Annotated in this window: 11 protein-coding genes; 5 read left to right on the top strand and 6 right to left on the bottom strand. The window is 36.5% G+C overall.

Going from position 1 to position 13,318, the window contains the following annotated elements:
* Window positions 1-531: 531 nt before the first annotated feature.
* Entirely contained in the window at window positions 532-1,434 is a 903-nt protein-coding gene (locus BW986_RS24520) for a hypothetical protein (protein WP_076371734.1), read from the top strand.
* A gap of 1,008 nt (window positions 1,435-2,442) precedes the next feature.
* Here the strand turns inward: BW986_RS24520 and BW986_RS24515 are convergent.
* Complete coding sequence (locus BW986_RS24515) at window positions 2,443-3,564, bottom strand: hypothetical protein (protein ID WP_076371733.1); 1,122 nt, start codon at window positions 3,562-3,564, stop codon at window positions 2,443-2,445.
* A gap of 1,404 nt (window positions 3,565-4,968) precedes the next feature.
* Between BW986_RS24515 and BW986_RS24510 the strand changes: the two genes are divergently transcribed.
* Together BW986_RS24510 and BW986_RS24505 are read left to right on the top strand one after the other, a co-directional pair.
* Complete coding sequence (locus tag BW986_RS24510; protein WP_076371731.1) at window positions 4,969-5,454, top strand: hypothetical protein; 486 nt, start codon at window positions 4,969-4,971, stop codon at window positions 5,452-5,454.
* Window positions 5,454-7,109 carry a helix-turn-helix domain-containing protein gene (locus BW986_RS24505; RefSeq protein ID WP_076371729.1) on the top strand — a complete coding sequence of 552 codons (1,656 nt, stop codon included), beginning with the start codon at window positions 5,454-5,456 and terminating at the stop codon, window positions 7,107-7,109. Before BW986_RS24510 ends, BW986_RS24505 begins: the two co-directional genes overlap by 1 nt.
* 501 nt (window positions 7,110-7,610) lie before the next feature.
* Here BW986_RS24505 and BW986_RS24500 read toward each other — a convergent pair.
* The 5 genes from BW986_RS24500 to BW986_RS24480 form a co-directional block, all read right to left on the bottom strand.
* Window positions 7,611-8,201 carry a hypothetical protein gene (locus BW986_RS24500; protein ID WP_076371727.1) on the bottom strand — a complete coding sequence of 197 codons (591 nt, stop codon included), beginning with the start codon at window positions 8,199-8,201 and terminating at the stop codon, window positions 7,611-7,613.
* A complete protein-coding gene (locus BW986_RS24495) occupies window positions 8,188-8,601 on the bottom strand; it encodes a hypothetical protein (RefSeq protein WP_076371725.1) in 414 nt (137 codons plus the stop codon). Before BW986_RS24495 ends, BW986_RS24500 begins: the two co-directional genes overlap by 14 nt.
* Before the next feature lie 238 nt (window positions 8,602-8,839).
* A complete protein-coding gene (locus BW986_RS24490) occupies window positions 8,840-9,139 on the bottom strand; it encodes a hypothetical protein (RefSeq protein WP_076371723.1) in 300 nt (99 codons plus the stop codon).
* Between the two features lie 814 nt (window positions 9,140-9,953).
* Window positions 9,954-10,238: a DUF3847 domain-containing protein gene (locus tag BW986_RS24485; RefSeq protein WP_076371721.1), complete on the bottom strand. Its 285-nt coding sequence runs from the start codon at window positions 10,236-10,238 to the stop codon at window positions 9,954-9,956.
* Window positions 10,231-10,509, bottom strand: a complete 279-nt coding sequence (locus BW986_RS24480; protein WP_076371719.1) for a hypothetical protein — start codon at window positions 10,507-10,509, stop codon at window positions 10,231-10,233. The genes BW986_RS24485 and BW986_RS24480 overlap by 8 nt, the downstream gene beginning before the upstream one ends.
* Before the next feature lie 215 nt (window positions 10,510-10,724).
* Between BW986_RS24480 and mobQ the strand changes: the two genes are divergently transcribed.
* Window positions 10,725-11,924 (top strand): MobQ family relaxase, encoded by a 1,200-nt coding sequence (mobQ, locus tag BW986_RS24475; protein WP_076371717.1) that lies wholly within the window; start codon window positions 10,725-10,727, stop codon window positions 11,922-11,924.
* A gap of 87 nt (window positions 11,925-12,011) precedes the next feature.
* The gene (locus tag BW986_RS24470) at window positions 12,012-12,737 is read left to right on the top strand and encodes a hypothetical protein (protein ID WP_142244728.1); all 726 of its coding nucleotides are present in this window, start codon (window positions 12,012-12,014) and stop codon (window positions 12,735-12,737) included.
* The last annotated feature ends 581 nt before the right edge of the window (window positions 12,738-13,318 follow it).

Raw genomic sequence — 13,318 nt, 5'->3', positions numbered from 1 at the left:
ATTTGACGGTAATTTGACGTTATCGGTCTTTTGACTTCTTTTATCAACCGCTAATCACCTGTAATTTATCGCTAATCTATTGCGAATCATTGCTAATTATCGCCAAATTAACGTTATCGGTTGTTTAACGTTGTAAATAAAATGCACCTTACCCCCAATCTAATCTAGATTAGATTAGATTAGTTTAATTTAGTAAATAGTTATTCATTCTCAAATTAATGCCGATATTATCATTTTGTCGCTTGCATACTACCATCAGATCCATATTTTCAGTTATCTATCACAATAAAAGCAAAAAAAACTCATGTATTATCTAAACTAGATTAGACTAGACTATCGTTTTTTTTCATTCTAACTTAATCTAGATTAGATTAAAATCCATCAAATGCATTCATAATTTCTATTAAAGCAAACAAACCTAGTTGATTAGTCTTTATCTAGTAGGTAAACTATAGATAAAGATAAATTGACGCTTAGCGATAGGGAAATATAATAAGCTATAGTTAAACTAGCGTTAAGAGGAGGGTTATCGTGACAAACAGAGTCCAAGCAAACAAGGACTTCATTACAGAAGCACTTCGTGATGATGCTTTATTCACTTCATTGGTGCTTGATAAGGAATACAGTGCCAAACTTTTTAAAAAGGATATTCTAGAGTTGGATCCGAATGCCATGTATTCAACCACCGATTGTTCCGATAAAATCTTTAATATCGCTAATTCGACGTTAAGGTATTACGTTAGAATGCTAGAGGGATACTTAGAGATTTATGTAGAAGGTAGAAAGAAGCGATTGCCATTTCTTACTGTTTTTAAACTCCATATGACTTTATTGTCCATTGAGAGGGGAGAAACGATTTCTGATATTCAAGTTAAGTTATCGCTAAAATCGATTCCTCAACAAAATAGTGGAAAAGCAAAAGGGAGTAAATATAATGAGGATACCTTAGATCAATTATTCTCGGAATTTGATAGAAGGCAGAATGTCATGATGAGAACCTTCACGCTACAAAACACAATCAATCTAATTGAAGTGGAGCTGCTGAGAAGGAGAACCGGAATAGCTGATAGACAAAGACAAATTGAAGTTTTAGAAGAAAAGATTAAGAATCATCGGTTAAATCGAAAAATGGATAGACAAGCAGCTATTGTGTTACGAAAAAGTTTGGAGCAAAAGAAAAATACTGGTTTTTTCTCTTTCTTTTCAAAAAAGAGTACAGAAGATACTCTCAATATAGAATCGGACATACTAGTGGATGAAAGGGATATAAAAGCTGACCATATAGAAGTGGAATACATTGAAGAAATAGATACGATAAGGCAGAAGATCAGTCAGATGGAAGAAGAATCACTTGCTTTAGAAAAAAGATTAAAATCCGAAACAGCACTTCTAACAAATGAAAGGGAAGTACTGGAACAAACGATGGAGGATTAATAAATCTTATTTATTTTTAGTCTATGTTATCTTTTAAACGTAGGACGCTTGCTGGAAGATGGGTATTAACATTTCTTTTTGTAGATTCAAATGAGGAATAAATGTATTCTTTTGCTTTATGAAGAACAATGATGTCCATGTCTTCTCTAAGGGCTCTCTAAGCTCTGTAGCAGGGGAAAAGGGAACTAAGGTCCTTACCCCTTAGTTAAGTAGATTGAATGCAAGAATTAGATAGAAGTTAGACCACCGGCTTGGGTGGTCTTTTTTTACAAAATCTTTTCATTTTTAAGGTATGGCTTGCAAAATTTTGGGTGAAAATTGATTTAGTGAAAAGCTTTATAGAATGCTGCTCCTTTCACTAATGCTGAATTTTTCATAGTGGTCGTTTAAGTTTGCCCCAACTGATTGGATGGTTCTTCTGTTGATTGTATAAAACTTATAATAAATGAACTTTAATTTATCTAATGTGGCTGATTGTTTTTTTAATGATTGAAAGGCTCATTGTTTTACAGGAAGTAAATGATTCTTACTAATCTATTATTTTAAATTCTTTTTGAAGTGATTTATTTCGTAAATAAACAAATTTAATAAAAAGGCATATTTAATAAGAGAAAACAGATTTAATAAAAGAAACAGAAGTAATAGGCATTTTTCTATTGTTAGGTATATCCCTTGAGGGACAAGGGTTCTAGCCATTTCTAAGTGTTGTTTTAACAGAGTTTCCACTTTCCCACATATCGAATGTAAATGAAGTCACATATACACAGGGCTTTTTTTTAACTATTTACATATTCACAGGAGAGTATTTTTAATATCCACTATTTCACAAGGCTACATTCGGAATCTATTAAGTGTAAAAAAATAATCCTTCTCGAAAATTCTGCCAGAATTCGTGACAGAAGAGGGAAGGAAAGACTTTTGTTTGAAGGGAATGGGTCAATATATTTTTTGCGTCTATTCGAATAGCCCTGTGAATGTCTTATTTTTTCACAAGGCTGGGTTAAGTTATTAAATTACACCGTGTAGCTCTGGTGTTTGGCCGGTTTTAGTGTACTCTCTGATTTTGGCTTCATGGATTAATTCATAGGGAATCTTTTTTAAGGCACCAGGAAGATACTTTCTAAAGGCCATTCTGAAAAAGGCACCAATCGAGTAGAAATGGAAGGAACCTTTTCGTTGTTTTTCTGTATGTATATGAATTCCTATCTGATCCATTGTTTGTAAAAAGAAGGTTTTCGTGAATCGATCACGTATGGTGAAGCTTTCATCGTCCTCATCCATAAGGTAGTTCAGTTTATTCATTACTTCCTGCTTAAAGGAAATCATGACATCGATTTGGTCTCTTGGTTTAAATTTAATTTGATGTCCATCAAAGAAGTAGGTGAGCTCTTTTGATAGTTTCGCCATGAGTGAGTTGACATTGAATTCATCCGTGTTTTCCTCCACACATTCCGGCTTCAAGGAAAAGGTGGCTTTTTTTATCCATATTTGCTTGCCACGAATCTCTATCCCTGTGAATTCGATGGAAAAAAGAGCTTCTAAAACGCTTAAAGTTTTACGAACCCCTTTTGCATTTTTGTTTAGTTGAAGTTTAAGTGTCTTCATTGTCCGTTCTTGTTTTATTTTCTCCATTTCACCTGTCTTGCTGAAAGACAGACCAGTCCGGAACTGGTTAAGTAAGGATAAGAGAAGTTCGATCCCTTCCGGGTTCGAGGTACGTACGAATTCTGCTAAAATATTCGTTTCAAAAAGGGCGTGCGGTATGATTAGGTAGTTGAGAGATACCCCATTAAGTTCAGGTGTATTATACTTATCAACATCTTTTAACCTGATAACAGGTAACCCTTCGTGGATTTCCTCTTTTACAAAATGATGATCTTCTAAAAACTTTCTTCCTCCCCAAAGGGTAGAATAAGAGATTCCAAGTTTCTTTGCCCAGTAAGAAAGATTATATTCCTTAAGCATGCCTCGTTGGTTCTGTTCTACCTGTAATTGGTTTAACATGGTCATATATACGACATAGGCAGAGGCAGGAGGGCGCTCAAATGACTGATCACGAAGAAAATGGAATTCTTTTAAGATGGCGTGATGCATTTTAAAACCATCAATTCTTATTCTGGATTCTTTCATTTTAGGCCCTCCTCTCGTCTATTTTTCTAGTTTGAATTATAGCAGAATGGAAAAACAGGAAATGCTGTCCTTTATTAAGGGAATTTCAAAGTTGCACAACATGTGCTCATCCCTTGGGGGGCAAGGGGTTGAAAAAAACTCTAAAAATTTTTGTGTGAAAGGAAACGTCATTTTTTCACATCATTTGTGCATGTTGTGAAAGGAAACGTCATGAATGGATAGATAAGCACATTAGGAGAAACACTGATATATCAATGTTTTCATGAAATAGACCATCCAAAAATGGACCAGAATAAAAAAACTTGCACAGAAATGTGTGCAAGTTTGTGTGAGAGCAAACGTCATTTTTCTTCATTTTAGAACAAAAAGAGATAAATTCAGGCACTATTTTGTGTGGGATCTTCTTTTTTTCTGAAATTTTGTTGGTGATTTAGGGGTATAAAAGGTTGGTTGATGAAAATGTTTGGAAAAATCTCCGTGCAAAAAAGGGGAATTGTGCACATTGTGAAAGGAAACGTCAAAACAGAAAAAGTTGCACAGCTTATTATGGCTGAGTGAGAGATGCAAGAAAGAGCCGAGTTTATGGAGGTTGTTAATGGAAGATAAACTTGCATCCCCTTATCATTGTGCACATTGTGAGAGCAAACGTCCAATGAAGGAAAAGTTGCAATCTCATATAATGCTGTGCATATTGTGAAAGGAAACGTCATTCTCTAATCATTTAGGGAGGAGGGAATCACTGGTATATCCACAATCTAATGAAAAAAGTCATTTATAATTGAACTAAAATCGTAAAACTTGCACAATAACGTGTGAAAGGAAACGTCAATTCCCTTTTATTTGACCAGATGGAGATTCCTTATGCAAGGCTTTAGTTAAAGAACCTATATTTTAATAGAAGTTCTATAAACAGGATTGTGCACATTGTGAGAGGAAACGTCAAAGGGAAGATAAGTTGCAATTTTTATTAAGAGTGTCCAATCGGCTGCTTTTTATATTTATTTTTATCAGTTGCATTCCGAATGGTGAAGCATCGCAAACCTAACCTTCTCAGAGCCTTTCCGGCAGGAAGCCTAGAAGGCAGCCAATAGATAACGGGCACCAAACTTGATCCTTACGGACGCTAGCGCAATTTTAAAACTAAGTGCCCAACTTGCACAGGAACCATTGTTTATGCGTGTTTTTCGTTCTGCTTCAAATGGGTAAAAGCATCCACTTTGGTGAACAGATGCGCTTCGCAAGTTTAAAGGGGAAATATTGCAAGTGAGCAGAGAAGAAGTGTTTTGTGCACATTGTGAAAGCAAACGTCAAAATAAAAAAAGTTGCACGTTTAAACCGTGTGTTGACAAAAGCAACAATGCTCACTCATAATTACCATATTACAAGATTAGAAGGGGAACACAGATGGCTTTTTTAGTAGGAGTTAAAGAGGTGGGGGAAATTCTCGGATGGGATCGGAGAAAGGTCTCCACCTATCAGCTGCGTGGCGTGCTTCCTAAACCAGTGGTCCATTTATACAGTGGTCCCATATGGTTTCGAAAACAAATCGAATTTTTTAAAGACGGAAAAGAATTTGGTGTCAGGACTTATTATATAAAAGATGAGACGGTCTATGAATGTATGCGTAATCAACCTTTCAAAGATACAATCTATTCCCCTATGGACATTAAAGAACAGATGGGAAATTTTATCCTTTATCAGGAAAAGGACATTCAACAGTTGAAAAATGCCATCTTAGAAAAAAATCCGATCGTTCAGTTCCTTTCTTTTGAGTCCGTTAGCTTTCTGCACGATTTGGGTATTTTGGAAACCGTTGTTTTTCAAGATTACATCCAACAGTACTCATTTGAGGACATAGAGTCGACAAAAGAAGGGTGGATTAAAGAATAATGTTACAACCCCTGCAAACGAAATTTTTGAATGTCATGAAAACGATTTTCCCGGATTTTCCTCAACTCTTTGTCGAATGGAATATGGATATCAACCATCTTATGTCCGGTCAAGATGATTACCAGCCTAGCCAAACATTAAAAGCATTTTTTGTGATTTTGGATAGCTTGGTGAAAAATTATGGGTTGAAGTTCGAGGAAATGGAACAATGGGTTGATGATTACATAGAAGAAATTAGAGATTTTGTCCTTCCATACATACAGATTATAGGAGAAGAGAATTCAGCACATTCCCCCAAGTCAAACAACAGGGAAGTGATAAATGCCTTGTTGAATCAAAATTTTGCCGAGTCCGGTTCGGCCTTATTATTTCATAAATTAAGGGAGACCATCAGTAAAAATGAATTCGACATTGAGACGGATATTCCTACTGCGAGAATTGCGGAGAGGGCTTTAGAAGCGACGGCTCAAGTGAGGGCAGAAAATGATTATCTGATGATGAAATCCAATGTAGCCATCGAACAATGGAAAAACCTCACCTCTCAAGCCATCACGTCGATGGATGACTTAACCGCAGATATTTTTGATATTGTCTCGATTCTTTGGATGCAACAGGCTACTCATAAGGACCAAATGATCCATTTTCATACGGATGATGCTTTGAATCTAAGGAGATTGCAAGGTCGGAAAGAAGATTTAGACGGCTATCAAATGTCTTATCGAAAAAAAGAACGTGATGATATCATGAAAAGGTTGGCCGCTCTCACCACGATATGGATAAGAATTGAAAAAGAGAATTTGAGGTTCATAAATGAGGACCAGGGAGATTTTGAAGAAATTGGACAAGTCCAGTTTAATCCCTTGTTTTTGGTGGATAGCGTGACGGTAGCCTATCGGGGGGATAACCCGATCGGTATTTATGAATGCAGCATTCGTCCAGGGGAAATGCTCGCAAATTTCTTATACGGTTCCCAAAGGAGCAGTGGGCTGCTTGCATTAAAGACGCTAGAATATCATCCAATTAAGCAAAAGTACCATAAACGGTTATCCAGGTACCTGTCCTGGCAGTGGAGGATTCGCCAGAAGAGTGCAGATTATCTCAGGGCTTATCATATTGGGGGAGACAAAGGGCTTTTAAAAGTCATGGATTTGGACGTGAATCCGCGATACGGTTCAAGGATTAGAGAACAATTTGAGGAAATATTGGACACCCTGCAGCAGGATGGAATCATTAAAGGGTGGAGCTATAAGGAAAAAAACCTGGAGAAACAAATTGAGCAGGAGAGAAATTGGTTCGCAAATACTTGGTTGAGGGCACGTGTCCAAATCATCCCACCTACTGAAATCACGGGAATGGGAGATGACCAGGACTTATTATTGATCGAGGATCAGGACTATGACACAGAGAATTTTCTAACTATGTTGAAAGGGATGACGGACAGGGAAACTGGTGCAACCAAGGAGATGGTTGAAGAAAAGCAAGTGTCCCCCGAAACGATAAATAAGGAAAGAACGGATCGGGGATTAAGCATTTTTGAGGCGGCTAAGGAAATGGGGATCTCACATAGTACCTTGTCCAGGTATGAAAGGAATCTAATTAAACGTCCATATACAGTCAGTTTAGAAAAGATGAAAGAGTGGTTAAATGCAAAATAAGCATCTAAACGATGCTTATTTTTTTTGAAGGTTTTCTTACCCTATCATGAGGAGCATCATCATCTTAGTTTACTGACAATAGATCTTGCAGGGTGTATGAAGCATCTGTGATTTTGCATGTGGAGTAAAAGGCATCCGAATGGGTGAAATGTGAGTTCCAAGGGATGATTGTAAATGCTTTAAACAAGAAACAAAAGAACGTATATCGTTTATTGAACAAGCAAAAAAGATTGAGGACATTCAATTTTTTGTGATTGAAGCAGAGAGCAAGGACCACTGGTGAAGTGCTATGGGTGACTAAGTTTCCTTGCTGGAAATATACTATTCCCGTAAAAGGTTAATGTTACATATCAGCAACAAACTGTGATAAGAACAAGGGATGTTATTGGATAACGAAGGGGGCTAGTGCAGAACACCAAAATGCATAGGTTCATATTTTGAAATTTAGACTGAGATTAATGGACGTTCCCTTCAAAAGTTTTCCCTGGCCTTTCGTATATGCTATTCGGTTTCATCATCAAGCAGGCGCAGGATATTTTCAATGACACCCGCATGATCACCTTTTCGAAATTTATCAATAAAGTCTATATAAAGAAGCTCAAATACCTTTTCTAGAGTGTAGCCATGTTCTGGCTGAACTTCCTCCATATCGGCAAGCAAAATCTCTCCGCGTAAGGCGTATTTCCTTCTCATGCGTAAATTCAACGTTTTTATTTCTTGGTTCTTTTCTTTATGGATTAATTTAAAAGCAGATTCCCCATACTTTTCAAGTCTTGAATCTTTACCAGCATACCGATCCAATGAGGTGAGCAATCGGAATATGGCGTTTGAGTCTGGATTCTTTTTCGCAAACAGCAAAAAGTCATTATATAAAAGATTCATCAAATCGTTTTGTTCGAAATGCAGGTCTGATAGGTCTTGAATATCTTCACAGAAAACTTCTGCTCGTAAAAATAAATTCAAGGGGACGTCTATACTCAGTAAGATGGTTGATGATTTATTTACTCTGTGGAGTAGCTTTCCGATAAAGTTTGTTGATCCGATTAAAGATAATTCTTCATCTATAAGATTGGCTTGGCTATATTTCCCCATCGGTTACTCCCCCTAGTTGCCTTTTTTTGTATGCTTCTATAAATATCCGATGTGCTGCTTTTCGAACGCTGCATTTCCAACCGGCCGCATAATCCCCTATCCTTTGATACGTTTCGTGATCTACTTTGCAATGAACCGTGTAAGGCTGGTCTGTATAGGTGACGTCAGGGTATACGAGCACCTGTTCCAGGCCAAACAACAGTATCTCCGTCCCAAGGGCTGTTTTGGAGCCATTCCAGTATCGGCGGGATTCCCTTCTTAAAATCATGTCCATGGGTTCGTCCACGGGGATTTTAATGTCATGAAGCTTATCCGAACGAACTTTTCTTTTTTTTTGTGGTTCAATCGTTTTTTTATTAGAAGAAGAGAGAACCGGATTCAAATGTTTAACCTTTCCCATTTGGTTTTCCCCTTTCAGAATCGTCTTTTTCTTTGGGTTGGTTGGTCAGTTGGTTACATCGTTGCGCTCTGCCAAGAGTGGAGGGAGGTATATTTACTAGGGAATGTGGCAAGGCTTTTTTTAAGTGAGGTGATACGAAATGGGTAAAGATATTTCAAAAGAACTGGCTGAAAAGCTCGCCAATAAGGCATCCACGCTACATTACGTAAAGAGCACAAATGAATCTAAAAAGAAATAATTAGCCTAAAATAATCTTGATTCCACCCTGTTCAGTGAGTTTGTATGGGGCATGATTCTGTTTTGTAATATAGTTTTGATCTGTCCAGCAACCATCTTCATCCCGCCCCCAATCCGGGCAGGGGAGAGGGACGTCAGCAATTTTATATTTTTGAAGGATACTTTTATACTCGTTTGAATGTGCGGCAACAAATAAGGCCAAACGAATGATTTGATTACGATCCAGATCGGTCGCTTTAAACACATTCTCTATATAATTCTTATAAACGTCCGGGTATCTTACGGTAGGTCTATACACCATTTTCCTTCCTCCTTTTTAAATAGTATATGGACGTCTGCTGGTTAAAATGCCATTTGGTCAAATATGGCTTAGCGAAAAAATTCTGAGATTGATCAAGGAATAATTAACCTAGATTAGTCTGGTCTGGTTTTTTATAGAATCAAACTAGTCTAATCTAGTTTAGATTAGTTTGGTGTGGTTTAATTTAGTTCAGTTCATTTTATTAGTTGAATCCATGGAACTTCCAATGAATAGGGATAGTTAAAAAAGAATGAATATGTGTCTGTTTGTTTTACTGCAACGCTGTTAGATTAAGAAGGTAAGAGGGGGCATGTCCTACCCGAAGCAGAGTAAGCTACAGTCAATTCAAGATTTTGCATAGCCAGAATAGATCCCCTAAAAAAACAAAGTGCGTTTGCCACGCCATTAATATCGGTTGATAACGACTACCTGTAAGGTTAACTCTAAAACTGCTTCATTTAGTCACATTCTGGGTTATCGGTACCATAGAACGTTCTTTGTCTTCCTAAAATCGATGTAAAAAGGCAAACACATATTAGTCATGGCTAATATGTGTTTGCCTTTTTTTTGAAGCGAAACAATCTATTATCATGTTCAGTTTACTTGATCTAATTTTGATTTGTTCATTCATGATAATAAATTATTTTAAAGACGTAATAATACCATTAATGATAAGAACTAAATAATTCATACTAAGTGTAAAAAAACTAAAAGGATAAAAAAATGATACCTCTATCATGAAAATTGAAAGGAAGAAAATGGTGAAACTGTTCATGTGTGGTTAATGTATGGGGCGTTCAAGAATGGCTTTATCTTATAATTTTTCATGGACTTCTTCATCATCCAAACTTTTTAATTGTCGAATTACATATTCTTTATTTTTATTTTTAAAATTAGCTAATACTTTTAGTAAGTTTTCAGTGTCCTTGAGGGACATACTTTCTTCTTCTAAGTACTTTTCCAAAAGGGCTCCTTTTTGAATCAGTCTGCGCGTTCGTTCTTTTCTGGCTTCGTTTGAAACTTTATGTTCTAAAACCCTCTTTTTTTGCTCCAGGACCTTTATTCTGTTCTTCATTTTTTGTAATTCTTCATTAAGCATATGAACTACCCTTTTGTGGATTTTGTGAAAGAGTCTTCTCTTCCTCATCCTCCTCTTTTGAAGAAGAGGCTTCACTTAATGATTTCACTTGATGATTAAATGAATCAATTAATTCCTTTGCTTCCTTCACATCTTCCACTTCCCATGAATCCATTAGATATTTCCCAATCTCCCTATGAGTGTTGTTCAATATCCTTTTCTGTTTTTCCTTCAATCTTTTGATTTGCTCTTCAATACCTAAAATTTGTTCTTTCGTATTCTGTTTTACCAACACGAGCACCCCTTATGGATATTTTTCCTAATTGTAACACTTGTCCTAGAATATGGAAAGTGATAGAATGATCCCGAAGATAAGATTAAGGGCGCACTTATATACCACTATCGTGATATTGTGCTTTGGCTTCTCCTTCGGAGAAAGCAATTTCGTGAAGCGTCTGAAAAATTCGCTTCGCTCATGTTAGGAAAAGAAAGTGAGGTGCATGAACCGTGGCCATCTATCATTTCTCCAATCAGATTATCTCAAGAAAAAAGCAACAAAATGCCATTGCTGCAGCTGCATATCGTTCCGGTGAGAAATTAGTGGATGAAAGAACCAATGAGTCCAAGTTTTATAAAAGACAAGTGGAACCGATTACTCATATTCTTGCTCCTAGTCATGCACCTAAATGGGTATATGATCGCCAACAATTGTGGAATGAAGTGGAGAGAGTAGAAAGACAATGGAATGCTCAATTGGCCCGTGAAATAAATGTAGCCTTACCAAAGGAACTATCTCATGAGGAGCAAGAACAATTAGCCATTGAATTTTGCAATGATGTTTTTGTGAAGGATGGCATGGTTGCAGATTTAGCGATCCATAGGGATGATGAAGAAAATCCACACTTTCATGTCATGTTAACCATTCGGCCTTTTAATGAAGAGGGGACATGGGGAAATAAACAAGTGAAGGTTAAAGAAGTCATTAATGGAAAACAACAAATAAAAGCCATACATACAACGGATTGGAATACCAAAGAAAAGCTTGTTTACTGGAGAGAGCAGTGGGCGACTTATGCAAATCGATACTTTGAGAAAAATGGTTTTCCTGAAAGGATCACACATTTATCGAATAAGGATCAAGGGCTTGAAACACTCCCGACCATCCATGAAGGAGTTGTTGCAAGGCAGCTGCAGAATGAAGGAAAAGAATCGGAAAGAATTCGGATAAATATGGAGCGTAAAGAGTACAACAAAATCATCATCGAACTGTCAGAAGTGAAGAAAGATAAACAGATAAAAGAAAGAACAGAGAGGTTTATTCGCCGCTTCACTCCTTTAGAGAAAAAACAACTGCGTGAGTCAGCGAAATCCCTAGGACTTTTTGTCAATTTTGAAAACATTAACACCAGAAGGAGCCAGTTAGACAAATGGCATGCGAGACTGGAGTTTAGTCAGGATTCCGTTGATACATTTAAAAAAATGAACCGGATTGAAAGAGAAACGGACATGTTAGATCAAGCTGAAAATATTTTAGAAAAAGAGGCTTGTAGGTTTTTAGAAAAGTATTATCCGAATTTTAATATTGAGGATCTATCTAAAGAACAAAAAATTGGAGTGGTTGAAACGACGGTCACGCAGAATAAAAGGTTAAGTAGCCATGAAATTGAAAAAGTCATACTTGATTTAGAGAAAAAACAAATCGAATAGGACTTGTATGTCTTACTGAATAATAGACCACAGTTTGTTCTTTCCATACAAAAAGAAATAAACCGTGCAGAAAAGCAGTTCGAGAATTTGCGTTTGAAAAATGGGGTTAATTTTGCTGATGAATCAACCATCAAAAATGCTTCTGAAAAAGGGTTACATAAAATGCAGTTTTTATTAAAACAAAAAGAGGATTTGAACAAATCATTGGACCTGTTGGGACTGCTTTATGACCACCGACTTCAAGCTATGTATCCCAATTGGGATGGACGTAATTATTTATCGATTGAACAAAAGGAATTCTTTGTCATGGCAGAAGAGTACTATGGGAAAAACATTACGCCTGAGGATTTTTCAAACCCACCAAGAAAATACTCTAAAGATGAACAAATCGAAATTATTTCCTCTTTTTATCAAATTAGTAACAGTCATAATGATTCATATAAACGAAATCAATCTATTGAGCTCTTAAATAAGAAGTATCCAGAATTCCAAACAGATAATCAATCTTATAAACATATGTTCTATTATGAGTGCATGCGATATTCTGATGAAATTGGCCAAGAACGAATGAATCAACTTCAAAGTGCATTTAATGTCCAGCACGTTGGTAAAGAAGAGGACTCCCAACTTGAGCGTTCCGCCACTATCGGTCCGAAATCGAATCATAATTCCAGTTTTTTGTCTTTTGATGCTTCTGGTTTCTTTTCTATTCTTGAGAGTGCAATCCATGAAGCTGATCGAAAATGGAGAGAAGATGAACTTGAACAGAAGAATAAAAACAAGAGGAAAAGACAAAAGGGTATGGAACGCTAGTATTGCGGGTATTTGGATGTTGAACACATTCTAGCGTTCTTGTCGAAGACTTGCTATCTCAACCTTTTCGTAGGTGAACAATGAAGCAGATGCATTAATTGAAAAGATTGATAAGTAGGTGGATCCACTAACTTGATTCATTTTTGGGGTCCTCTACCGATTTGGAAGCTACAACACATGGATCCAATGATTATGTAAGAAACTATATGTTTTGGAAGATAGAAATATGAGTCCTATAGCCATAGGAGGCTTTAATTGTTCATCCTTTGTGCTCGCGGTTAAGAAAGTAGGGTTAGAATAAGGCCTATTATCTTCTACCAGATCGAAAACCTAGCTTGCAGCTGGAAAAGGTGCACAACAATAAATGGATATTAAAAGGGGGGAAATCATTATTGACCATTAAGATGAAAGGATATTGACATATTAGATGACTGAAAAAAATTGATTTTAAAGAGCTGATTTCCCATTTATTTCTTAGATTGGGGTTATATCAAAATGTTGAAAGTACCCGAGCTATTATCGGGAAAAATATTATAGATTTAATTTTATTTTATTTATTTTAAAATAAACCTCATTAGAAT

It is taken from the genome of Peribacillus simplex (assembly GCF_900156045.1).
Classification (GTDB): Bacteria; Bacillota; Bacilli; order Bacillales; family DSM-1321; genus Peribacillus; species Peribacillus simplex_D.
The sequence above is the reverse complement of the archived record's forward strand: the minus strand, read 5'-3'. Positions and strand labels throughout refer to the sequence as shown.

Excerpts from the sequence above, each read along its gene's own strand:
- BW986_RS24515 (WP_076371733.1), bottom strand. The coding sequence starts at position 3,564 with ATGAAAGAATCCAGAATAAGAATTGATGGTTTTAAAATGCATCACGCC.
- BW986_RS24510 (WP_076371731.1), top strand. The coding sequence starts at position 4,969 with ATGGCTTTTTTAGTAGGAGTTAAAGAGGTGGGGGAAATTCTCGGATGG.
- BW986_RS24485 (WP_076371721.1), bottom strand. The coding sequence starts at position 10,238 with ATGCTTAATGAAGAATTACAAAAAATGAAGAACAGAATAAAGGTCCTG.
- BW986_RS24495 (WP_076371725.1), bottom strand. The coding sequence starts at position 8,601 with ATGGGAAAGGTTAAACATTTGAATCCGGTTCTCTCTTCTTCTAATAAA.
- BW986_RS24490 (WP_076371723.1), bottom strand. The coding sequence starts at position 9,139 with ATGGTGTATAGACCTACCGTAAGATACCCGGACGTTTATAAGAATTAT.
- BW986_RS24500 (WP_076371727.1), bottom strand. The coding sequence starts at position 8,201 with ATGGGGAAATATAGCCAAGCCAATCTTATAGATGAAGAATTATCTTTA.
- BW986_RS24505 (WP_076371729.1), top strand. The coding sequence starts at position 5,454 with ATGTTACAACCCCTGCAAACGAAATTTTTGAATGTCATGAAAACGATT.